Annotated in this window: 22 protein-coding genes; 7 read left to right on the plus strand and 15 right to left on the minus strand. The window is 37.2% G+C overall.

Annotation, left to right across the window (positions count from 1 at the left end; genetic code table 11):
• Positions 1–7: 7 nt before the first annotated feature.
• The 6 genes from C406_RS0110120 to C406_RS0110145 all read right to left on the minus strand — a co-directional run bounded on the left by C406_RS0110120 (position 8) and on the right by C406_RS0110145 (position 6,582).
• A complete protein-coding gene (locus C406_RS0110120) occupies positions 8–838 on the minus strand; it encodes a carbohydrate ABC transporter permease (protein ID WP_017380503.1) in 831 nt (276 codons plus the stop codon).
• Positions 839–843: 5 nt separating this feature from the next.
• Positions 844–1,734, minus strand: a complete 891-nt coding sequence (locus C406_RS0110125; RefSeq protein ID WP_017380504.1) for a carbohydrate ABC transporter permease — start codon at positions 1,732–1,734, stop codon at positions 844–846.
• A gap of 78 nt (positions 1,735–1,812) precedes the next feature.
• Positions 1,813–3,183: an ABC transporter substrate-binding protein gene (locus C406_RS0110130; protein WP_017380505.1), complete on the minus strand. Its 1,371-nt coding sequence runs from the start codon at positions 3,181–3,183 to the stop codon at positions 1,813–1,815.
• A gap of 340 nt (positions 3,184–3,523) precedes the next feature.
• Positions 3,524–4,531, minus strand: coding sequence for a LacI family DNA-binding transcriptional regulator (locus C406_RS0110135; RefSeq protein ID WP_017380506.1), 1,008 nt, complete (start codon positions 4,529–4,531; stop codon positions 3,524–3,526).
• Positions 4,532–4,824: 293 nt separating this feature from the next.
• Complete coding sequence (locus tag C406_RS0110140; RefSeq protein WP_017380507.1) at positions 4,825–5,511, minus strand: ABC transporter ATP-binding protein; 687 nt, start codon at positions 5,509–5,511, stop codon at positions 4,825–4,827.
• A gap of 3 nt (positions 5,512–5,514) precedes the next feature.
• A complete protein-coding gene (locus C406_RS0110145; RefSeq protein WP_017380508.1) occupies positions 5,515–6,582 on the minus strand; it encodes an ABC transporter permease in 1,068 nt (355 codons plus the stop codon).
• Between the two features lie 241 nt (positions 6,583–6,823).
• On the opposite strand from C406_RS0110145, the gene C406_RS0110150 reads away from it, so the two are divergent.
• The 3 genes from C406_RS0110150 (at position 6,824) to C406_RS0110160 (ending at position 8,746) form a co-directional block, all read left to right on the plus strand.
• Positions 6,824–7,081, plus strand: coding sequence for a hypothetical protein (locus C406_RS0110150; RefSeq protein WP_017380509.1), 258 nt, complete (start codon positions 6,824–6,826; stop codon positions 7,079–7,081).
• Between the two features lie 53 nt (positions 7,082–7,134).
• Positions 7,135–7,776: a hypothetical protein gene (locus tag C406_RS0110155; protein WP_017380510.1), complete on the plus strand. Its 642-nt coding sequence runs from the start codon at positions 7,135–7,137 to the stop codon at positions 7,774–7,776.
• Positions 7,777–7,894: 118 nt separating this feature from the next.
• Positions 7,895–8,746: a CPBP family intramembrane glutamic endopeptidase gene (locus C406_RS0110160; RefSeq protein WP_017380511.1), complete on the plus strand. Its 852-nt coding sequence runs from the start codon at positions 7,895–7,897 to the stop codon at positions 8,744–8,746.
• 144 nt (positions 8,747–8,890) lie between these two features.
• Here C406_RS0110160 and C406_RS0110165 read toward each other — a convergent pair whose 3' ends face one another.
• Positions 8,891–9,094, minus strand: a complete 204-nt coding sequence (locus C406_RS0110165) for an aspartyl-phosphate phosphatase Spo0E family protein (RefSeq protein ID WP_017380512.1) — start codon at positions 9,092–9,094, stop codon at positions 8,891–8,893.
• A 272-nt stretch (positions 9,095–9,366) separates the two neighbouring features.
• Here C406_RS0110165 and C406_RS0110170 point away from each other — a divergent pair, with 272 nt between their 5' ends.
• Together C406_RS0110170 and C406_RS0110175 are read left to right on the plus strand one after the other, a co-directional pair.
• Entirely contained in the window at positions 9,367–9,681 is a 315-nt protein-coding gene (locus C406_RS0110170; protein WP_237740539.1) for an HIRAN domain-containing protein, read from the plus strand.
• A 209-nt stretch (positions 9,682–9,890) separates the two neighbouring features.
• A complete protein-coding gene (locus C406_RS0110175) occupies positions 9,891–11,105 on the plus strand; it encodes an MFS transporter (RefSeq protein WP_017380514.1) in 1,215 nt (404 codons plus the stop codon).
• Between the two features lie 75 nt (positions 11,106–11,180).
• On the opposite strand, the gene C406_RS0110180 is transcribed toward C406_RS0110175, so the two are convergent.
• The 6 genes from C406_RS0110180 to gltB form a co-directional block, all read right to left on the minus strand.
• The gene (locus C406_RS0110180) at positions 11,181–11,549 is read right to left on the minus strand and encodes a hypothetical protein (RefSeq protein WP_017380515.1); all 369 of its coding nucleotides are present in this window, start codon (positions 11,547–11,549) and stop codon (positions 11,181–11,183) included.
• A 170-nt stretch (positions 11,550–11,719) separates the two neighbouring features.
• On the minus strand, positions 11,720–12,712 hold the full coding sequence (locus C406_RS0110185; protein ID WP_017380516.1) for a bile acid:sodium symporter family protein: 993 nt from the start codon (positions 12,710–12,712) through the stop codon (positions 11,720–11,722).
• 84 nt (positions 12,713–12,796) lie between these two features.
• Complete coding sequence (locus C406_RS0110190; protein WP_017380517.1) at positions 12,797–13,231, minus strand: SMI1/KNR4 family protein; 435 nt, start codon at positions 13,229–13,231, stop codon at positions 12,797–12,799.
• Between the two features lie 1,301 nt (positions 13,232–14,532).
• Positions 14,533–14,718 (minus strand): aspartyl-phosphate phosphatase Spo0E family protein, encoded by a 186-nt coding sequence (locus C406_RS0110195; RefSeq protein ID WP_017380518.1) that lies wholly within the window; start codon positions 14,716–14,718, stop codon positions 14,533–14,535.
• A 379-nt stretch (positions 14,719–15,097) separates the two neighbouring features.
• Complete coding sequence (locus C406_RS0110200) at positions 15,098–16,585, minus strand: glutamate synthase subunit beta (protein ID WP_017380519.1); 1,488 nt, start codon at positions 16,583–16,585, stop codon at positions 15,098–15,100.
• A 22-nt stretch (positions 16,586–16,607) separates the two neighbouring features.
• The gene (gltB, locus tag C406_RS0110205; RefSeq protein ID WP_017380520.1) at positions 16,608–21,194 is read right to left on the minus strand and encodes a glutamate synthase large subunit; all 4,587 of its coding nucleotides are present in this window, start codon (positions 21,192–21,194) and stop codon (positions 16,608–16,610) included.
• A gap of 589 nt (positions 21,195–21,783) precedes the next feature.
• Between gltB and C406_RS0110210 the strand changes: the two genes are divergently transcribed.
• A complete protein-coding gene (locus tag C406_RS0110210; protein ID WP_017380521.1) occupies positions 21,784–22,944 on the plus strand; it encodes a CapA family protein in 1,161 nt (386 codons plus the stop codon).
• 71 nt (positions 22,945–23,015) lie between these two features.
• Here C406_RS0110210 and C406_RS0110215 read toward each other — a convergent pair whose 3' ends face one another.
• The gene (locus C406_RS0110215) at positions 23,016–23,312 is read right to left on the minus strand and encodes a hypothetical protein (protein WP_017380522.1); all 297 of its coding nucleotides are present in this window, start codon (positions 23,310–23,312) and stop codon (positions 23,016–23,018) included.
• 125 nt (positions 23,313–23,437) lie between these two features.
• Positions 23,438–24,280, minus strand: coding sequence for an MBL fold metallo-hydrolase (locus C406_RS0110220; RefSeq protein ID WP_017380523.1), 843 nt, complete (start codon positions 24,278–24,280; stop codon positions 23,438–23,440).
• 208 nt (positions 24,281–24,488) lie between these two features.
• On the opposite strand from C406_RS0110220, the gene C406_RS0110225 reads away from it, so the two are divergent.
• A complete protein-coding gene (locus C406_RS0110225) occupies positions 24,489–24,716 on the plus strand; it encodes a hypothetical protein (protein ID WP_017380524.1) in 228 nt (75 codons plus the stop codon).
• The last annotated feature ends 10 nt before the right edge of the window (positions 24,717–24,726 follow it).

Consider the following 24,726-nt stretch of genomic DNA (forward strand, 5'->3'; position numbering starts at 1 on the left):
CTCTTCCTTATTCTTTAACTGCTCCTGCTGAAATACTGCTAATAATATATTTAGAAAAGAATAAAAATGCAATCATAATGGGAACTACTGAAATGGCAATCCCGAGATACATTGAACCCAGATTCTGAGCTACTTGTGACCCTCTTAATGCACCCATCATTACTGGTAAGGTATACTTTTCAGGACTGAATATCACAACAAGTGGCAAAATATAGTTATTCCATGAACCGATAAACGTAAATATTGCCATCGTTGCAACCGCAGGCATCATTATTGGAAATCCAATTATATGGAAGATTTTAAATTCACTTGCACCATCAATTCTAGCTGCTTCCAATATTGCTATAGGCATTGCTGTAATAAGAAACTGTCGTAAAAAAAATACAACAAACGGTGATGCTAATGACGGGATAATTAAAGGGATATACGAGTCAAGTAGTCCCATTGTTTGTACTAAATCGAAAAACCCAATCAAACCTAGTTGTCCAGGCACCATCATTAGAACTAGTACTGCAACAAATAAGAAGTTGCTTCCTTTGAACTTATAAATACAAAAACCATAAGCAGTTAATGCCGAAAAGTAGGAACTCACGAAAGTTACACTCAATGCAATAATTAAGCTATTTAAAAAACCTCTCCATAAATTCATATAACTCATTAATATTTCATAGTTTTCCTTGATCGCCCCGCCCGGAAATAAGGTGAAACCATTTTGTAATATGTCCGAGTTAGATCGTGTTGCATTAATAATCATCATATAAAATGGTATAAAGCTAATAATCACCAGTAAGATTAGAAACGTGTAGATAACACCTTTTACAATGTTGCTTTTATTCAAAACGGTCACCCCTCTTTCACACTTTTGCGGTACATAGTTTTAAAGGTTATTACGGAGATAATTACGGTAATGATGAATAGACCATACGCTACCGCTGATGCATATCCATAATTATTAAAGCGGAATGCTTGATTGTACAAATATAAAACCATTGTATTTAAAGCGCCTTCAGGAGCTCCCATCCCATCTGTAATTAACATTGGCAAATCAAAAATCTGTAATCCTCCAATGAGAGAAGTAATTAAAACATAAAGTAAAATTGGCTTTAATAACGGTAAAGTGATGTGCGTAAAAGTCTGAATACGATTTGCTCCATCTATCAGTGCAGCCTCGAAATATTCTTTTGAAATCCCAGAAATACCAGCCATTAAAATGATGAATGTATGCCCAAACCACATCCAGGCACCGATTAACCCGACTGACCATCGTGCCGTCGTAGGACTATTTAGCCAATTTACAGGTTCTGATATTATTCCAATATCTAAGAGTAGATGATTAATTGTTCCATGATGCCACCCTAACAATATGCCAAATAACAAAGCTACTGAAGCAATTGTTATTAAATTTGGTAAATAGAATAATGCTCTAAAAAAACCTAAACCTTTCATATTAAGACGAATATCAGAAAATAGTACAGCTAATAACAGGGCTATTGAAATTTGAAAGGTAAAGTTAATGCCCCAAATATATATGGTATTTAAAAAAGCATCAAAAAAGTAAGTATCTGTTACCAGTCTTGTATAGTTGGCTATCCCTATAAACTCAGGACTCCCCATACCAGAATAACTTGTAAAACTGTAATAGAACGTTAACAGAATCGGATAGATGGTAAACGTAATGAACACTATAAAAAAAGGTAAAATAAACAAGTATCCATAATTATTTATTTTTTTCATATAAACACCATCCTTAGCCTTGTTAAAATAAAGGTGGAGGAGAAAGCGCTAGCTTCCCACCCCACTTATTAGTACTAGTTATTCTTTTTGCTTCTCTGGCGTCTGAATTTGAGGATAGGCATTTTTAACTAAATCATAAAAATCGTTAATTGCTTTTCCTTTGGTTTTTACACCATTTACATATTCTTCAACCGCGGTACCAAACATTGTATCGATTTGTTGGTCATATTTCGTTACTAGTCCTGGATTAATCGATTCTGCTTCTTCTAAGAAGAATGCATAGTTGTTTTGACCACCTAGGAATTCATCACTAAAATCACCTTTAATTTCTTCCGTTACAGGAAGGTATGATAGTACATCTCCTGTTTCTTTAGCCCAATCTGTTAAAAATTCTTTATCATGTGTCATCATTTTTATAAACTCCCAAGCTAACTCTTTTTTATCTGAATCACTGTAGATACCTAACCATGTCCCGCCCCAGAAGTATGGGTTAGGACCACTTGTCACAGCCCAATCCCCTACTGTCTTTTCCGTGTTTAATTTCAAAACACTGTGAAGACCCCAGGTTGGTAAAGAATAAGCAAAAACTTCTACTTCGCTTGGTGCATCTTTATCTTTATCTTTATCTTTATCTTTATCTTTATCTATCTCATCCCAACCTGCATTGTAATTAATTGGACCGTCCATTGCTGCGAACCAAGCCGGAGACCATTCAGGTGCAAATGCTGTTAAATCTTTATCTCGAAGTTCTTTTGCATAATCGAAGTGATTCATACGACCTTCAGACATGATTAGTTCGTCATTTTCATTTACCCATGGTTGTGGATCTGCACCTTGGGCAAACCAACGGACAGCTCCCTCATCAGGGAACAAACGATAACCTGCCTCTTTCATCTTGTCACCTACATCATATAACCCTTCCATGGATGAAATTAGTTTACCAATCTCTTCAGGATCATCTGTGCCTAATACTTCTTTAGCAATACTTCTTCTATAAAAAATTCCACCAGGTGTAGTTTGCCACGATAATGCCTTTACATCACCATCTGAGTTTCTTCCTAATTCAAACACGTAATCCACAAAATCCCCTTTAATTTCCTCAACATTATAAGGTTCTTGTGAAAGCGTTTCCCAATATCCTTGTTCAATCCACTCTTTAATGAATACTAGCTCTCCAGCAAAGATATCTGGTGCTCCTTTTCCACTTTCTAAGACAGGTTTCAAACGTGTTGGATAGTCTTCAATTGGAATAATTGTCAACTCTATCTTCACATCATGCCTTTCTTCAAACACTTTGATCGGTTCTTCAAGCTCATCCGTAAAGGACCAAATAGTTAATGTTTCTTTTGATCCTGACTTTTTACCGTCCGAACCATTTTCGTCACTACAAGCTACCATAAACCCAAGACTAAATACTGAAACTAACATGAATAAAAAAATCCTCTTCATTTCTAAACCCCCATCTTTTTTTTGATAAAAGCAGTTTCATTTAAGAAACTATATATCGAAAGCGCTTTCGGTCACAAGCATAATACTACGCTTGCTGATTCCATAAGTGCTTCTGATTTCATATACTAAATTTGAGCAAGATGAAGAATATAACCCCATGTCCGAAAGCGCTTTCGAATTTCTTGATAGAAGAAACCGAATCCTAAAAGTCTAACTCCATATAATAAATTTAGTAAGAAGAATGACTGAAAGCGCTTTCGGTTTACCTATAGGAAAAACCAAATACCAAGTTTCCTTGATACATCTACTGAACATACATATATGCTGGTTTTCCCATTAATTAAATTGAAGCTGTAGATTCCCTCACAATTAACTCGACTGGAATTGTAACAGCTACATTTACTTTGTTTTTATTATTTATTTTTTTTAATAGTAATTCGGAAGCGTTCTCACCGATTAAGTCAGTATTTTGTCTTATGGTAGTTAATCCGGGAGTTATGCATTTAGCCAATTCAATATCATCGAATCCAACAATAGAAATATCTTCTGGCACCTTTAAACCGGCTTCTTTAATAGCATTCATTGCACCAAATGCCATATTATCACCGGCAATATAAACAGCTGTAGGTCGATCACTTAATTTGAGCAAGCTTCTCATAGCCTCATAGCCTCCATCAAAGGAAAAGAATCCACCATCAACTACATATGTTTCAGGGATATCTAATTTAAGTTTCTCAATGGTACTCATGAATCCCTTTAATCTTTCAGAACCAGCAAAGGTTTTTTTATGCCCACCTATGTGAGCAATCCTTTTGTGGCCAAGGGAGTACAAATGTTCAACAGCGATACCACTTCCACGAAAGTTATCACTATATACGACACAAGATTTATCGCTATGTAAATCAATGATCACACTTGGAAGTGATGATTCCATTAATTTATTCACTTCTGGATCATCAAAATTCGAGCATACAACAACGATTCCATCTACCCCTCGATGCAGAGCATGATCGATATAGCTCTTTTTTTCACCACCAACATTTCTACTCAAAAAAATTAAATCATATCCAGACTTCTCAACACTTTTCTTGAAACTTTCAATGACAGCACTAAAAAATGGGTGTTTTATTCCAATACCTAGATCTTCCACAAAAATAACACCTATAGCCCATGATTTTTTGGTAGTTAACGATCGTGCAATAGAGTTTGGATAATAACCCATCTCTTCAACAGCATCTAATATTAACTTTTTGGTCTTCTGGTTGACATCTGTATAATTGTTTAAGGCTTTCGATACAGTTGTAATAGAGAATCCAGTTTTTTTTGCAACATCATATATTGTTGTCAATTTTTTTAGCCCCTTTATCGAAAGCGCTTTCGTGAATTATATATCATCATGAAAGTGGAGTCAACCAATTTTCTGTAAATTCAAAAATATTAATTTATCATAAACTTTCGATACAAAATACCTTCTGTCTATTCTTGCTTAGAAAATTAGGGTATTATCAGGTTTGGAAAAAAGGATGTTACTAAATAGAAGAAAAGGCCTTTTAAAAGTTCTGTGTGAACTCCCGAAAGACCTTTTCTCATTTACAAATATTATAAGAATACTACTTTAAAGTTTTAGAAAGCACACTATCTTTACTCACTACCCACTTTTTCTTCCAAAACCAATACGCCATCAGTCATTTTATACACCTTGTCGCAATAACTAATTAGTCGTATATCATGTGTCACAACAATAGTAGTCGTATTTTTACTTTTTGTTTGTGTTTTTAACAGGTCCATTACTTCATATGCACGGTCCGAGTCGAGTGACGCAGTTGGCTCATCGGCAAGTAGAATGGACGGGTTGCTGTAGAGCGCTTTTGCTATAGCAGCACGTTGACGTTCCCCACCAGACAAATCGGCTGGGTATTTATGGCGAAGATCACTGATTCCCAAGTTGTCGTAAAGTTGTGCGAGTTGTTCTTTAGTCATATTGTCTTTTTTCACTTTGTCGAGCAATTTCATTTGGTTATCTACCGTCAGGAATGGCACGAGATTAGTCGCTTGCAAAATGAAACCAATTTCTTGCAGCCTGATTTTCGAGCGTTTTTTCTCACTTAACTTCGTGATATTTTGGTTATTAATGATGACCTCCCCATCAGTTGGGGTTTGTAGACCGCCCGCAATCGTTAGAAATGTACTTTTCCCTGAACCAGATGGACCGATAACTGCAATTAATTCGCCTTTTTCAGCTTGAAATTGTGTTTCTTTCATTGCATCTACTTTTTTGTGGCCAGTACCAAATGACTTCGAGACTTGATTCAATTCTAAAATAGCCATGATTTATCCCCCAATCGCTTTCAACGGATCGATTTTCACTATGGTCCATACAGAAAACACAGCGCCCATTATGGCAACCGCAATCAACACAAGGCCATAAATTATTAAGGCGATAATATCAAAGGATACCGGAACCGCTGCTGGTAGGAATGCGCCTGTAATGAGTGCCAATGCAAACCCTACTGATACACCAATGACTGCCAAAATAAAGGTTTGGGCAATGACTGATCGTGATAAGTAGCCGTTCGAGATTCCCTGTGCTTTCATGACACCAAACATGCTGATTTTTTGTACGGTTAATACATATAAGAATATAGCTACGATGACAGATGAAATAACAAATAAGAAATAGATCATGAATGACAAGGTTAAACTTTGCTCCGTGTAACCAGGCAAGCTAGTAATGAACTCTTCCATTTCTACCACTTCAAGTGATTCACTATTTGTTACATTCGATAGATTATCTGTACGTAACACGACACCATTAATCTGATTTTCATTCTCTCCTGCTGCTTCACCAAACTTCACTCGTTGAAACGACGCTAAGTCTCCATATAGCACTGGAGCCGCATTAAATCGTGCACCTTCTGTAAATCCAACGATTGTCAGCGTTTCCTCTGTTGAAGACAATTTCAACTCGTCTCCAAGTTTAAAGCCGTCTTCTTTCAAGGCATCACTTGCAATGACTTCATTGTCAGCTGCGAACTCTTCACCTTCCGATACTTCCGGCATAATGAATTCTTCTTTTTCAATACCGAAAATGGATACATTGGCTTTCTTATCTCCATTTGTAGCAATGGCATTCAATTGCCCTATGACTGCGAAATCCTCTGCTTCAATATCGTCTAAATCTCCTAGTGTCATAGACGACTGAGGCATACTCTTATCGGCTTCTTCCGTTACTACGATAGCTGTCGCATCCCATTTGTCTACGGCTTCTCGGTTGAGGTTCTCAAGGCCACTTGCAAGACCCGACAGGAAAAATACCAAATACGAAACGAGCATCAGGACCCCCGTAATCAAGATAAATCGTAATTTATTTTTTATAATTTCATTCCACGCCAAAAACATCGTTTCACATCCCAGTCATATATTATTGGAAATAATAGTATTTCTATTAGTATGTTAATAAATGATTAGAATTTCAACTGATTTGCCTGACGGATGTGTCGGAAATGAATTTACATCGTGTAAGAATATTTAATTTTCCTCTTTTTTACAATATATGAAACCATTTATTGATTTTCGTAGTATATATAGTAGATGAACATAGTAAACCCCTAATCGAAAATGTATAAGGTGGTGAAATTTGATGGGGTTTTGGAAGCTGTTTTTCTCTTTTATGATCACCTATTTAATTAGTAAGTTTACGTTTCTACAATTGGCGTTCTTCCATTATAAAATTTTTAGTGATTTCACTGCGGTAAACTTAACTAAATTAGGTATTGAATTAATTCTATTTGCATGTATTTACATGACTGTACATTTCTTAATTGAACATGTACCTAAATGGTTCATGCGTTCTAAATATGAGTCAGCTGAAAAAGAGCGTTTAAAACAACAGAAATAGATTTTGATCACGACGGTTTGTGAGTTTGAAAAGAGATAATTAGGAGGATTTCGATGATAGTGCGTAACTTAAAAAGACTTTATATAGCTATTGGGTTTTTCATTTTGGTGATGATATTGAACTTTCCCTTTCCGCATGTGAAACCTTTTGCTGAAGCTAACTTTATGATCATGAATATTTCAATCAGTTCTTCAAGTGGTTTGCACTATTTAGGCATTTTTTCGCTTGTGTTATTGATTATCGGCATTTATTTCTTATCTACTTCGTTAGAGAAGTATCGAGCTCGCCTCGTGATTCTTGCGTTAGTCGTCTATAGTTTATTGCCTCTTGTGATTGTCGAATCTTATCAAACTACCTTTGCTTCGGGCATATATGCCGTTAAATATGAGCAGGATTCTAGTAATTGTCAAATTGATACGTTAGATGACAAGAAGATTGAGGGTGTTTGTGAATTAACATTTAAAAATTATAGTAATGAAGATGTACATTTTGATGTTACGTTCTATGATAATGCACATTTGATTTCACTCATGATTGAAGGCTCTCCATATAAGGTTTCATTATCAGGAAAAGAAACAAGAACAGTACATTTCAAAACTGAAATTGACAATTCCAACTTGAATGCATATACAAGCGGAATCTTTTCGCTCGTAAATATTCAAATTAGACAAGGGAAGGAGGTTAGATACTTATAGAAAGATATCTTCTTGTAATTCATCAAAATGGTCTTGCCTAGGTTGTTTCTATGTGAGCGAACTCAATAACCGCCACTTAGTGGTACTCTCTTAATAAGATCTAGACAGGAGTGATCTATTGTTTGAAGAAATGAAAATACGCCACTTATTTGGGTTAACGCTATTATTACTGATTATATTTGGTATTGGAGGAATCTTTCTTCCATATACAGAGGATTTCGTTGGCGCAGCCTTTTCATTGATTTTGTATATAGCGGCACCTGTTATATTCTTTCGTTATCATTTTCGCAAACAAGGTCGGTCGGTGCGTGAAGTAGTATTCACACACAGGTCAAAGGCATGGCTTCCCTGGTTATTAGGAATTGTCGGGATATCAATCGCTTTTTCACTTAGTGTATTCTGGTTACAATTGATAGCCTTATACCCGATCTTTCCTGGGTTTGTTGATTTTCTCTTAGAGCTGACTCCGATGCCTGAAAACCCAATATACTTAATAATATCCATACTTATTATTGCTATTATAGGTCCTATTTCAGAAGAATTTATTTTTCGTGGAGTTTTATTAAAACGTTTAATGAAGAAGACGTCTATGTGGGGCGGGATCGTCATTTCCAGTTTACTTTTCGGCATTTTACACGCAGATATTATCGGTGCTTTCGTATTCGGTGTCGTCGCTTCCCTCTTATATTTGAAGACTAGTAATTTATTGATTCCGATCATCATGCATATCCTTAATAATTCAACTGCTGTGATATGGATGTATGTAGCACCAACTTGGCCACAGTGGGTCGTTTACCAAAGCTCCGAACTATACGCAAATGCATGGCCAAATATGATTATGCTCGTGATTAGTTCCATTTTAATGACATGGGTAATCGTGCGCTTAGCTAGGGGTTTGAGACGTAAGATAGGTGAAGATGAAATTAGTTCTAATTACGTAGATTCAGAAGAGGATACAATGATAAATTAAAAAAGAAAAGCCCGAACTAAAAGGTTGAATGATGAACTAGGTGCTCTGGGCTCAGAAGTATTCTGTACTTGAAGAATATACAATTGAACAAAGGAAGAAGTCTTTCAAACATTTTCTAAGATTAAATAATACTAAAATGCGAAATTAATAAGACGATCTATATAAGTTGTAGCACTTATCTTGAAAAAGCTGTATTTCTTGGTATTTATTTAATAAGATATCTAGTTCTTGACTGCAATTTACTACATGAGGATTTGTTAAGCCATATTGTTTGGCTTTACTGTACATTACCCTCTTCTTTACATTTATTTTCCCTAGCAATACAAGTTTAATTAACACTATTTTCATTGTTTTACTTTCCCCCAATATTAAGATTAGTTTGATTTTTCTATAGTTTATTAACTACTTTTACATCATATAATAGATGTGATGTGAAAAATGTCGAAGCTTGACTCAAAGCGAAATGTTAATAAAATTGTCACATTCACGAGATATAATTGTAAAATATGCAGGAACTTAACCTATCCCAGAACACATAAAGTTATTGATTCAATTCGAAATGCGAATGCTTAGAATGGATGAAATAAAATCTCTCTTAGTATTACGACAAAGCAAAACAAGTGTGCTTTACAGGTTTTTATATAAACGGCATGCGTCATGGAGATCTTCCATCAACTTGGCCACTATTAATCCAAAAAGATAAAAACTTACGCTTTATTATAGAAGAAAAAAATCACAAAGACCCTCATGCTATACGAATTGAAAATGAAAGTGCCCTTCACCTAGGCGTTTATGCAGAGGCAATTAAATCTTTAATTCAACACAATTCAATTACAGACATTCGTCATGAATCTAGTCCTCAGTGGTGGTTAGCTTATCAATTAAGGCAGATTTACAAGATGATCAAATTGATTTTGTTAAAAAAACACAATTGAACGGATTGATACAGAAATCTGCATAATGTAAATTTTAATAATCCCACTATATAAATTTAGATAGTGGGATTATTTTTCTTATTCAATGAAGTATCTAACAACTCTACTATTATCTATAAATTTCGTGTCTCAAAGGACTTGTTTTCTTTTTTAACAAGTATATAATTCAAAGCGTATCATCAATATGTAGAATTAACGTGGAGAATAATATGCGACCATATAATGAAAAAATAAGTATTTATAATGGCATGGCATCAACCATTGCAATGAACTTTTCAAATAATTTCTTTCCCATTTTTGCGATTACGATTTTAAGTGCCACTAATTATCAGGTGGGATTAATAAGCTCCCTTCCCCCTCTTATGGCGTTGCTTATGACCATTCCAGCTGCAATCCTACTGAACCGAGCTCATGAACACAAGAAACTCGTAGCCATGGCCATCCTGTTATCACGTTTGATGTTCATGCTCATTGTCGTGCTCGTGTATTTGCCTTCTGAATCGATGCAAGCATGGGTTTTCCTGGTCATCATTGCCCTCATGAGTATACCGAATACTGTCGCAACCATCGGCTGGCAAACCCTTATTAGCGGGATGATCAGTGAATCTAGGCGTGGACAGTTTTTCAGTGACCGTAACCGCTTGCTGACGATTGTTGGACTTGTTTCTACACTGACAGTTGGTATTGTGATGAGAGACTCTTCAGATAGTGTAACTGCGTATCAAATTTTATTTGCCATCGCATTTGGTTTTGGTCTCCTAGAAGCTTTTTTGTTGATGAAGCATAAAGAAGATCCTGCTCATATAGAAGGACCTTTGTTAAGAAAGAAATTGATGGATTGGTCCATTTTCCAAAATTCCGGCTATGTGTGGTTTTTAGTTGCTGCCGTTTTCTTCAATTTCACATGGCAAATGGCGTGGGGGATTTTTAATATTTACCATGTGCGCATCGTTGGGGCGACCATCTTTTGGATTAGCATGTTTTCGGTTGGCAATATGTTGATGCAAATTTTAACGTTCCCTCTTTGGAAAAAATGGGCTGAACGAAAATCGAATATACGCGTTTTTGTATGGGCAGCACTCGGTATGGCTAGTACCCCATTTTTAACGGTATTGTCGACGAACTTGTATTATTTAACTCTCGTACAAACGATGTCCGGCTTTTTCTTATCCGGGGTATTGTTAATCTTGTTTAATTTATTGCTCGAGAAATCACCTGAAGCTACACGTACTTATTGTATTACGACCTACAATGTACTACTCGCGTTTGCGGCTTTCCTGGCTCCGCAAATTGGCATCTGGTTATTGAATTCGTGGGGAGTAGAATTGGCTATGTATTTCAACTCTAGTTTACGCTTACTCAGCGCCGCTTTATTTTTCATCGTGTACGTTCGACATGCACGTGTTTCTAAGGCTGCCTTGTAACCTATTTGCATAAAAAATAACCGTCTGGAAATGCCTAGGCGGTTATTCTTGTTTACTTGCATTGCTATAAGAGATTTAAACAGCAGTCATTTTTTTTAGCACTGTAAAATAATCTGAATCCCTAATTTTATTGGTAGCTTGGAATATTAAGTGATTTAGAAATTCTTCTTCTTCAAAAAACTCTTCATCTACCATAATCCTACCCAATTCAATATTTACCATTTCATTAATGTCAGACTCGATTTCGATTAATTCAGAGAATATGAATCCCCACTTTTTTTCTTCATATAATTTTCCGGATACTTCAACAATACTGGAACTCACCATTGAAGAAGGCACAGAGTAATTATTTTTTATCCGAATTTTCGTTTCATCATTGTTCGCTGAAAATACAATTTCTTCATACCCAATATCAAAACTCTTTTTAAACTCTACTTTATTCACGAATACTCCTCCTCAATCAAAGTTGTTGATATTCCAAGTATGTAAATAGAAACCTCAGATTATACCTATCAACCATAATTAAAAAAAGAACGTGACAGTCTGCCCTATTACAGATACTTTATAGAAGGGAAAATGCTCTAAGTTGCTTGCTTCTGTATTCTTTTATGTATTTAGCGTACATTCTTTCCTGAATTAAACTCAAAGCGCTGTGTAATCGAAGACTTTTTTGATGCAATTTTATCCGATTTCACGAAATGATTTGCAATCATCGAGCCTACAGATAGATTAATAATCATGTTAACCATTGGACCAATCGCTGCAAGTTCCCCGATAAATTCAAATGCTAATATAGCAGCAAGCGCAGAGTTACATAACCCTACTTGAAAAAGAAGAGCACGAGCATCCTCCTCCCCAATTGATAGCTTTTTTGCGATAAAATATGCAGCTACCATTGGGAACACCACTTGAATAAAGGTGACAACCACTATAAGAGGTAAGATATCAAGCTCGAGGCTGATTGCTTTTGAACCATGACCTACTATTGTATGGATGATTAATAATAAGGCAAGAGAAGATCCGAATCTTGTAATTAATCTAGAATGAGATGCTAATTGTGGGAGTAGACGCTGAATAACAAGTCCTATCCCTAAAGGTAGAAAAACAATGAAGAAAAAAGATTGTAGTAACTTAAAGAACGATAACGTTATTTGACTTCCAGAAAGTCCGAGCATTGCAAGAGGTGTGACAATTGGACTGATGGCAATATCTAGTAATGATGCAGCGATTACTAGCGATGCGTTACCTCCTGCCAAAAATGTATACAATGTTGCTGCTGTACCACTCGGAACTGTTCCTGCTAAGATAATACCAGCTGCAATTTCTGGCTTAGAAGAAAAGAATCCATAAGCTAACCCAATCGATACGAAAACGGTTAGTGTCCATTTTAATAGAACAGCTAAAAATAGTTCTTTCTTTTTTGCACGAATTCCTTTAATTGCAGAAATATTCATTGAGAGACCCGCGAAAAATATGACTACCCCTAAGAGCAGACTTGGAACCCATGGTGCAACCTTCCAATAAACAGGTGAAAGAAATGTAAAAATTGCCACTAAAACTATGAGTAGTGGCAGTCTTCTAGAAATCATATCAACTAAAATTCTCATGCCTCTATCCCCTTCTGAGATCAATAACCAGAATTTGTTGTAAAACTTCCATCAACTACAGACAGTTTGCCGTTGAAGATAGAGTTATTCCTCAAAATCATCTTCGGTCACTTCTTCTGAGATTAGAATAATAAAATCTTTCAAATTAGGTGCATATTCTTCAAGCTCTGCTTCTTCGTGATACCATAGATAAATTTCATTCTCCATTATTCCGTTATTGACTTTATAACATAATTTATCTCCCGAACTATCATCACCGATTACAATAAGATCTTTCGACATATCTTCTTCTCTGACTTCAGTGTTTTGTCTAACAATATCATCCCAAGTCTTTTTAGGATTTCTATGATCTTTGATAGGATGAAGTATCCATTCACCTATTTCGGCATTATTAACTAACATGAATAGTTCTTTATATTGTTCTGGGAAAACTGCACCTAGCTTATCTTCTGCTGCCTTTATGTCTAATTCATCAACACCTGTTTTCCTTGTATGAATTAGTTTTCTTACATCTTTCATTTAACAACACCCACCCTATTAGTTTATAACAGATAACTTTCAAATAGCATTGCCATCCTCAACTAACCTGGTCTCTTAGTTGAAGTGAGAACTTCACAACCTTATATTTATTTTAACATAAATATCCATAGTCATTATTTACATAGGGCAAGTTATGCTCTAACGATTAAGTGTCCACATCTTCAGCCAAACTTTTCCTACAAACTTAAAAACCCTGCATTTAAAGCTTTCAAGAGAGCGGCGGACGCGCAGCCGCCGCTTGATTAACTGTTGGAAAGATAGAGTAATAGCTATTCGAAAGCCTTAGTTGATAAAGTGTGCAGTTCGAAGAGTAATTGAAGAGTTTTGTTTTCGCTACGCTCCTGTGTGAATTTACTTGCCGATGAAATCACCAATATAAGAACATTGGTGTCTCCCCCTGGAACGGGATAGTATGTGAGACCCACCATATGAATTAGGGTATGGGATTGCAGATAGTATAAAGAATGCAAATAAAGGCCGAAATTTTATCTTCGGCCGATTGTCTTTTTGCAGTGAGTGTCTATTCTCTAGTAACCCAAAATCAAAGACCTGTGCACGTTAAGGTTGTAGGAGAGCGACGAACGCTCACCCGCCGCAGGATTGCCTATAAAAACGAGCGAAGATCGAAGTGACATCGTCACTTCGATCTTCTTTCTCATTCACTAGGTTATGGTTGCAGCGGATGTGCAGTCCAAAGCGATCCGGAAACCATAGTGGATACGCTCAAACTGATGCTATGAAATCACCAATATTAGAACATCAGTGTCTCACCCTAGAACGGGATAGCATGTGAGAACGCACCATATAACTGTGGGTTTATGGGATCGCGAATAGTATAAAGAATGCAAATAGAGGCCGAAATTGTATCTTCGGCCGATTGTCTTTTTGCAGTAAGTATCTATTCTCTAATAACCCAAAACCAAAGACCTGTGCACGTTAAGGTTGTAGGAGAGCGACGGACTCACACACGCCGCAGGATTTCCTATAAGAACGAGCGAAGATAGAAGTGACAACGTCACTTCTATCTTCTTTCTCATTCACTAGGTTATGATTGCAGCGGGTGTGCAGTCCAAAGCGTTCCGAAAACCCTAGTGGATACAGCTCTAATCTAAAGACTCGCCAAGCTAAAGGATCTGTGCACGTAAAGGTTGTAGGAGAGCGGCGGACGCTCACCCGCGGGAAGATTGCCTAATAAGAACGAGTAAATCCTATACCGCCACTCCGCTGAATCTTTCATCTTGACCTTATAGCTCAGAAGCATTGTTTATATTGATGAAACATTAAACGACATGATCATATTGATGAATCCCTTGATACTTATTCAATAACCTATCCAACTCTTGACTGCATGCCACAACAGAGGGATGTACCAGGCCATAATGTTTTGCCATATTATACATTTCTCGTTTTTTACTATTAATTTGCTTCAATGTCAGCATTTTTTTACCCATTGTTTTGACTTTCATTATTGCCTTCCCCCATCCATATCCATTTCTAGTTGCATGCTCTTAGTAAAAAGTTAAAATAAGCTTCAGTAACAATAGGAACATCAGATAGAATATTCAAAATTTATATACAAGTTTTTACAAGGTCTTTATTACCATATATACCACTTTTTTAAGTATATAATATCAATTCATTTAAATCAATATATAGTATGCAAATATTTTTAAAACACAATATATAGTGTCTTAAAAATTATAAAGGATTATAGTGTAAAAGTTGTTAAATATACTATATATCATTTCAAGAGCAACAACTCTCACAATTTCTTCCTCAACAAAAAAACAATCTCATTAATCAGCTTTACGCTGACTAACAAGATTGCTTTCATAACACACTTATTTATGGCAATACCGTCGCGCCCATTAAGTAACGATCACATTCTCTCGCTACCTCACGTCCTTCGTTGATTGCCCATACGATTAAACTTTGTCCACGGCGCATGTCCCCTGCTGTAAAGATACTTTCAACATTCGTTGCATACTTGCCGTATTCAGCTTTAACCGTTGAATTTTCGTTTGTTTCCACGTTTAGCTGCTGAAGAAGTCCTTGTTCTGGTCCACTAAATCCAATAGCTAGCAACACAAGGTCTGCTGGCCATACTTTCTCTGTACCAGGAATTTCTTCACGGATACGATTGCCTTCTTCATCAATTCGAAGTTTAACATTAACCGTGTGCACTTCTTTTACTTGACCATTGTCATCACCAACAAATTTTGTTGTTTGAACAGCATAAGCTCGTGGGTCTTCACCAAACTTACTCGCCGCTTCTTTTTGACCATATTCAATACGATGTACCACAGGATATTGTGGCCAAGGGTTGCCTCGCTCATCACGAATTGCTCCTTTTTTATCGTAAATATCAAACTGAGTTAAGCTCTTACAGTTATGTCTTACAGCGGTAGCTAAACAGTCTGTTCCAGTGTCACCACCGCCAATAACAATGACATCTTTCCCTTTAGCAGGGAGGAACATGCCATCCTTAAGGTTTGAATCAAGCAAACTTTTCGTGTTGGCATGAAGGAAATCCATAGCGTAATGGACGCCCGTTAATTCGCGACCTTCCACTTGAACATCCCGATGAACCGTTGCACCACCACATAAAATAGTTGCATCAAACTCTGTTTTAAGTTTTCCAACAGAGTAGTTCTTTCCAACTTCTGTGTTTGTAACGAACGTAATTCCTTCTTGTTCAAGTATGTTCACGCGGCGCATCACCATCTCGTATGGTAGCTTCATTTCAGGAATACCGTACGTCAGAAGCCCACCAACACGATCGCTGCGCTCAAATACCGTCACTAAGTGCCCTGCTTTATTGAGCTGAGCTGCTGCTGCGAGTCCTGCTGGTCCTGACCCAATCACCGCAACTTTTTTACCTGTACGTTTCTCGGGAGGCTCAGGTACAACCCAGCCTTCTTCAAAGCCTTTTTCAATAATTGCCCGTTCAACCGTACGGATAGCAACAGGAGGCTCGTTAATACCAAGTACACATGCACCTTCACATGGTGCAGGACAAGCTACACCTGTAAATTCAGGGAAGTTATTCATTTCATGTTCTCGATTTAATGCTTCTTTCCATTGACCTTGATAAACGAGGTCATTCCACTCAGGTATCAGATGATAAACTGGGCAACCTGTTGTCACACCTTCAAGTTCGATTCCTGTATGGCAAGTCGGAACGCCGCAATCCATGCAGCGCGCCCCTTGTTGTTGGATTTCTTCTTCTGACATCTTTTCCGTGTACTCGTTCCAATCTTTTGTTCGATCAAGTGGATCGCGTTCACGCTGCGCTTGACGTTCATACTCCATAAACCCGGTCGGCTTGCCCATCAGATCCCTCCTTTTCGCTTCATTATTTTGCAGTCTCGTATGCTTTATTGCTTTCATCAAAGGCAGCCATTTGAGCATCGAAACTAGATAGGCCATCTTCTTCAAGTACTTTAATACGATCATTTATCTTTAAGTAAGATTTAGGTATTACACGCACAAATTGTGGTGCATACTTTTCCCAATACGTTAAAATTCGTTTTCCAAGTGCACTACCCGTGTACTCCACATGCTTTTCAATCATGCTGTATACTTCGTCCAACTCTTCTTGGTTTTCCAAAGGAAGCATATGAACTAGTTCGGCATTGCATTTTGATACAAATGTTTCATCCTCATTAAATACATAAGCAATACCGCCTGACATTCCTGCTGCAAAGTTTCGTCCCGTTGAACCTAGAACGACTACTTTTCCACCAGTCATGTATTCACAGCCGTGGTCTCCCACGCCTTCAACAACCACTTTGGCTCCACTATTACGGACACAGAAACGTTCTCCAGCGATTCCTTGAATATACGCTTCACCTGCAGACGCACCATAGAAAGCAACATTACCGATGATGATATTTTTCTCTGGTGTGAATGTGACAATTGGATCTGGATGAACAATAATTTTCCCTCCAGATAGCCCTTTCCCAACAAAGTCATTGGAATCACCGACTAGTCTAAGTGTCATTCCACGTGGAATAAATGCGCCAAAACTTTGCCCAGCTGATCCTTTAAGTGTTAATTGAATCGTATCCTCAGGTAATCCTTTTTCACCGTAACGTCGCGTGATTTCACTACCGAGCATCGTTCCTGTTACACGGTTTATATTACGAATAGCCGTTGTAAATACAACTGGCTCTTGGTTTTCAATTGCTTTTTTACAGATTGGAATCAACTCTTGGAAATCGAGTGTCTTCTCTAATTCATGATCTTGATCAACTGAATGATAGCGACCAACTTTGGCAGGAAGATCTGGTGAATAAAGGAGTGCCGAAAGATCGATGTCTTTCGCTTTCCAATGATCAATTGCTTCGTTCACTTCCAAAGCATCTGTGCGGCCAACCATTTCGTTGATTGTTCTAAAGCCAAGTTCAGCCATAATTTCTCTTGTTTGTGTGGCAATAAAACGCATGAAGTTTGCTACATGCTCTGGATCCCCTGCGAATTTCTTACGTAACTCAGGGTTCTGAGTCGCGATACCTACTGGACAAGTATCTAAATGACAAACGCGCATCATGACACAACCAAGTACGACAAGTGGTGCCGTTGAAAAGCCATACTCTTCTGCTCCAAGTAATGTTGCTACTACAATGTCTCTTCCCGTCATCATTTTGCCATCCGTTTCAACGACAATTCGATCACGAAGTCCATTCAAAAGAAGAGTTTGGTGAGTTTCAGCTAACCCTATTTCCCATGGTAAACCTGTATGCTTCAAACTTGAACGAGGTGCAGCACCTGTTCCGCCATCATAGCCACTAATTAATACAAGGTCTGCTCTACCTTTAGCAACACCTGCTGCGATGGTTCCAACACCCACCGAGGATACTAACTTAACGCTAATACGCGCACGTGGATTGGCATTTTTCAAATTATAAATTAACTCCGCAAGATCTTCTATCGAGTAAATATCATGATGCGGCGGTGGTGAAATTAGTTCAACACCTGGCGTAGAGCCACGTACTTCCGCAATCCATGGGTATACTTTCTTCCCAGGCAAGTGTCCACCTTCACCAGGTTTCGCGCCTTGGGCAACTTTAATTTGGATCTCATCTGCATTAACCAGATAGTGACTCGTTACACCAAATCGACCAGATGCTACTTGCTTAATAGAACTGCGTCTAGAATCTCCATTTGCATCAGGTGTAAAACGATCAATTCCTTCTCCACCTTCACCAGAATTACTTCTTCCGCCAACACGGTTCATCGCAATCGCTAAAGCTTCATGCGCTTCTAGACTAATAGCTCCATAAGACATTGCGCCCGTTTTGAATCGTTTGCAAATTTCTTCTACAGATTCTACTTCTTCAATTGGCACTGATTGTCTATCTTTAAATTTCAAAAGACCACGTAATGACTGCAAGTTTGTTGTTTCATCTGTCAGCATTTTCGTGTATTTATTAAAAACTTCATAGTTATTTGTTCGACAAGCGTGTTGGAGTGTGTGAATTGTGCTTGGGTTGTACTGATGATCTTCTCCGTTTGAACGGTATTGGAATTCATCTCCAGCATCTAAGGTTTTATTGCTCCCTCTATTTTCACCAAATGCTATTTCATGACGCATTAGCACTTCTTTTTCAATCATATCAATGCCTATTCCACCTAAACGTGAAGATGTTCGTGTGAAATATTTTTCGATGACATCCATATGAATACCAACCGCTTCAAAAATTTGAGCCCCTCGATAACTTTGAATCGTTGAAATCCCTATTTTAGAGAGTATTTTAATGATTCCATCTGTTACTGAGTTAATATAGTTCGTTACCGCTTGATCAAATGAATCAATGATGATATCACCTTTATCTACCAGATCACGTACGGTATCAAATGCAAGATACGGATTTATTCCTTCTGCACCATAACCGATAAGAGTAGCAAAGTGATGCACTTCTCTTGGTTCAGCCGACTCAATCAAAATGCTCACTTTTGTACGTGACCCATTGCGAATTAGATGATGCTGCAGTCCAGAAACAGCAAGGAGTGCAGGGATTGCCGCTTGATTTTCTGTCACTCCTCGGTCAGATAGAATTAGAAGTGTAGTTCCTTCTTCTACTGCCTGATCGACTTTCTCAAAAATGGCTTGGAGTGCCTTTTCCATATTCCCTTGACCCTCTGTTGCATCAAACAGCGTCGAGAACGTTGACGCTTTAAATCCATCAAGCTGTTGTTGACGAAGTTTTTCTAGTTGTTGATTCGTTAGCACAGGCGTTTTTAAACGAATATGATTACAGCTGTCGGCATCCGGGTTCACCAAATTACCTTCAGCACCTATTGTTGTTTCAACCATCGTAATAATTTGCTCACGAATCGCATCTAGTGGCGGATTCGTGACTTGCGCAAACAACTGTTTAAAATAGTTATAAAGCAGTTGTGGCTTTTTCGATAACACAGCGAGCGGTGAATCATAACCCATGGAACCAACTGGATCTTTACCGTCTAAAACAAGTGGCTTAATGATCTTATTTAGCTCTTCTCTTGTGTAACCAAATGCAAGCTGTTGCTCTAACAGTTGCTCACCTAAATGAACGGGTGGTTGTTCAGACGCTTCGGGTATATCATCTAACTCTTTTAGATTTTTCAGCCACTCTTTATAAGGCTTCTCTGAAGCAACTTGAAGTTTGACTTCTTCATCAGGAACAATAGTCCCTTTCTCCAAATCTACTAAAAGAATTTTACCTGGAGCAAGTCTTTCTTTATATTCAATATCATCTGCAAAAATATCCAATGCCCCTACTTCCGAACCAAGGACAATCATGCCATCTTTTGTTACATAATAACGCGCTGGTCTTAGTCCATTACGGTCTAGACATGCAACAATTTGTTTGCCATCTGTAAATACAAGTGCAGCCGGTCCATCCCATGGCTCCATTAAAGTACTATTATATTCGTAAAAATCACGTTTTTCTTCTTTGATTGTCTTATCATTTGCCCAAGGTTCTGGCACCATCATCATGGCTGTATGAGCAAGTGAACGCCCAGAAAGGTGTAAAAACTCAAATGTATTATCAAACATCGAAGAATCACTTCCGTCAGCATCGATAACAGGTAAAACTTTTTTCAAATTTTCATCCTTAAAAAATTCCGTCTCACACAGATGCTCACGTGCACGCATCCAGTTAACATTGCCTCGTAATGTATTAAACTCTCCATTGTGAATTGAATAGCGATTTGGATGTGATCGCTTCCAGCTAGGGAAAGTATTCGTACTAAAACGTGAATGCACGAGTGCTAGTGCGGATTTGAATTCTGGATGATTTAGATCGATGTAAAATGAATCAAGTTGTTCGGGGATTAGCATTCCTTTGTAGACAATGGTTCGAGTAGATAAACTACTGATGTAGACATCTTCATAACCTTTTACACTTGCTAATTCCTTTTCAATTCGTTTACGAATAATGTAAAGCTTTCGTTCAAACTCCAATTGATCTTTTATATCATCTGACACTTGAATAAATACTTGTCTAATAGTTGGCTTTGTTTTTGCCGCTACTTTCCCAACAAAAGAATCATTGATTGGAACTGGACGCCAGCCTAAAAACGTTTGTCCTTCTTCTTCAATAATTCGCTCAAAAAATTCTTTGCTTTTCATTCGCATTTCGTGATCTTTAGGTAAGAACACCATTCCAATACCATATTTGCCTTCTCGCGGTAATATGATGTTTTCTTTTTCACATTGCTTTTGGAAAAAACGATGCGGAATCTGCGTTAATATGCCAGCTCCATCTCCTGTGCTTGTATCAGAGGATTGGCCACCTCTATGTTCCAAATTACAAAGGATGTTGACTGCGTTTTGTACGATACTATGTGTCTGTTTACCATTTATATTTGCAATCATTCCGATACCACATGCTTCGTGCTCTTGCTGTGGATCGTATAAACCTTGAGATACAGGATACCCATTCTTTGTCATGACAACGTCCCCTCTCTAATAATATTGCTGAAAGATGTTCACTCTTTTCATGAAGGGGTTCTTCACACACTTCATTGCATGTACACTTCCAATTTTGAAAAGTATACCATGAAATTCGTTTTGACATAAAATTCAGAACAAATTTATTCTTGGATTTTTATAAATTTAAATGTATGAAAACGCTGTCATTTAGTTTCGTTGTTTTATACAATTATATAAAATACTTAGTAAAATCAACGTTTATAAGATAATTGATTGATTAATGAACAAGAATCAGTTTTTTATAAAAAAACATTTTTTATTCACAATTAACTTTACCTATAACTCTTATTATTTTCCTATTTATGGTTAATTATTTTAAAAATCGGGTTTTAGTATAGATGAAAAAATATTGCTTTCCTATGTAAACACATACATGATTGTTTTATCACCTGCATATTTTATCAAAATGATCGCGTCTTAAAATGTTCTAAGTTGGGGTTTTAAATCTTACATACAATTTCTGCGTTTTTTGAACATTTATAAATAAGAGTTATTAGTTGGTTTTATCATTACTCACGTAGTGGAAAAGATATTTTGGAGGAATCGAATGAAAAAGCTGTTGGTATTATTTATATTGTGTTTAACACTTGTTGGTTGTTCAAATTTACCTACTAGTGATTTACCAATCGAAACCGTGCCTGCCATCAATGTACCGGAAAAGATTGAACCTTCACTGATTGAACTAGAAAAACCAATTGTTACACGTGCACATCTGGTTGCTATAGGAGATATTCTTCTCCATGAAGCTGTATATTTAGACGCATCAACTCCTCAAGGATCTTATGATTTCTCTTCTATGTTTACGAAAGTTAAACCGTTCCTAGAAGGAGCTGATATTGCCGTTGCCAATCAAGAAACCATGATTGGCGGAGTAGAGTTAGGCCTTTCCAGTTATCCTACTTTTAATAGCCCTTATGAAATTGGCGATGCTTTAAAAGATTCTGGGATTGATATTGTAACGATAGCTAATAACCACACCTTAGATCGTGGTGAAAAAGCCATAGTAAATGGCATTAATCATTGGGACAGGATTGGGATGCTTTATACAGGAGCTTTCAAATCAAAGGAAGATCGTGAGGATATTCGGACTATCAAGAAAAACGATATTACTTTTTCATTCATGTCTTATAGTTATGGAACCAACGGTATACCTGTCCCTGAAGGAAAACCATATTTAATTAACCTAATTGACTTACCTTTAATAAAACAGGATGTTGAAAAAGCAAAGCTAATTTCAGATGTTGTGGTTGTCTCCATGCATTGGGGAAATGAGTATGAAAAAAAACCAAATCAAACGCAAATTGATTTAGCTACTGAACTATCAGACATGGGCGTCGATATCATTATTGGGCATCATCCGCATGTCCTGCAACCCGTCGAATGGATTGAACGAAGTGACGGCTCGAGAACATTTGTCATGTATAGTTTAGGGAATTTTTTATCTGGTCAAGTAGGTTTAGAGAAATTAATAGGTGGCATCGGAGGAATAGAAATCACCAAAACTGCCTATGAAGGTAAGTCCACTATCGCATTAGCAAATCCTAGTTTCGTGCCGACTTATGGATATTACGATAATTGGAGCAATTTCGAAGTCATTCCCTTCTATCAGTTAAATGATAGCTATTTACCAAATTATTTAATGCACTACGAAGACACACAAAATCATTTAAAAGAATTCACGAAAGAAATTACATTTAATGAACGGTAAACACTCGATTTGTATGCGAGTGTTTTTTTGTGCTTCATCCCCCATATAATTATGAAGGATTGCATTCACAGTTACCCTATTTTGAACGATCGAAATGTATCGATAAATTTTTGTGGGCTGCTTTGAATGTAAAATGCGAAGACACCTTGATTTGTATGAAGGTATAAAATTCCCGCTTGAGATGAGAAGGGTTTGTAGGAAACATCGAGTACTGTATTGAGTGCGTACTCAGCTTTTGCTGAGATCACCGCTGTAGGCGTAACAGTCAGTTCGTGGTAAGTTGTGATTTTTTGGAGCTTATAATAGAAATCAATTTTTCGTTGGACTTCCATGTAAACGAGTATCGTATGCTGGGTTTCTTTCGTCATCTAGCTGTCGCCTCCTCTTACTATAATGGTACAGGAGTTTAGCGGGGAATTGCAAAAGATTTAGGTTCTATACACCTGACATAAAATAGGAATTGAGAAGGTTTTTAAACTTCTCAATTCCTATTTTAATTATTTAGGTATTTTCCGTGTTTTGGTATAGCCATTTTATCAAAGTCCCTAGCAAGAATTGCTAAATTATTGGCTAACCATTCACCAGAAACAGGATGTCCATGCCCAGTAATCGCTAGTAATGGTTTTAGTTTCTCTAATAACTTGACTGACTCCCAAGAAGAAACCCAATCTGGCGTTAAGTATTTCGGAGGTCCATGAATGTCTAATTGTTGTGTTAACACGCTGTATAATGATTCCTGTTTTACTGTAACAAATGCATCTCCTACAATTAAAGCTCGATCAATATCTCTGAATAAAGAGATATGTCCTTCTGTATGACCAGGCGTATGAATCCAGCGCCACCCCTTCATAAAGGGTATTGAACCATCATCCGGAAGAGCTTGAATACGACTACCTAAATCAATCGCTTCTGTTGGAAACATTGGTGATAATTTAGCAATCAGCCCCGCATCCACCGAACTATCTGGAATCGGATAATTTTTTTCACCAGTCAAATACGGTAATTCTAATGTATGCGCATAAATAGGTACGTCCCATTCTTCAATTAACTCCATAATCGCTCCTATGTGATCAAAGTGGGCGTGTGTTAGAACAATTGCTCTAGGTTTTGCATGTTCTCCAAATCGTTCTTTTGCCTCTTCGATTATCTTTGGTGCAGATTTTGGCGTCCCGGCGTCAATAAGTACCCAACCCTCTTCTTGTCCAGGAGTTCCAACAAAGCAAACATTAACAAATTGAATGGTGAAACTATAAATGTCAGGAGCGACTTCTTTTCCTTGTCCACTTTTTACTGTAGTCATTGGAATATATCTTTCGGTTGATGTACTTCCATTCATACTATTACCTCTTTCTTTTATAAGTTTAAAAATAAATGAATGGCTAAGCTCAAACGCGCATAATTTACGTTATTTTCTTTACAAATTATTATGAACAACATATATTTTTTCATACTTTTTTATGTTAATTATTGAATTAAAGCATAGCGAAAAGTTAAAAACACATAATATGGAGACGAGAATCTAAAAATTGAAAGGATGAGGATAGATGAAGAAAAAGGTATTCACTTCAGAAGATCGACAGTTGGCACCTGGACCTTTTGGCGATAATCCAGATAACGTACAAACAGATAAAATGAGCATATTCGACATGCATGAGGATATGATGTTTACCGATGTTCACATCATTGGAGAGTTAAATAAACAAGTAATAAATGATCCTGCAAGAAAAGTTACAAAAGATCCATCTGCAAACGAAGAAATTCATCCAAATTAATCAATCACAT

This window comes from Paenisporosarcina sp. TG-14 (assembly GCF_000297555.1).
GTDB classification, from domain to species: Bacteria; Bacillota; Bacilli; order Bacillales_A; family Planococcaceae; genus Paenisporosarcina; species Paenisporosarcina antarctica.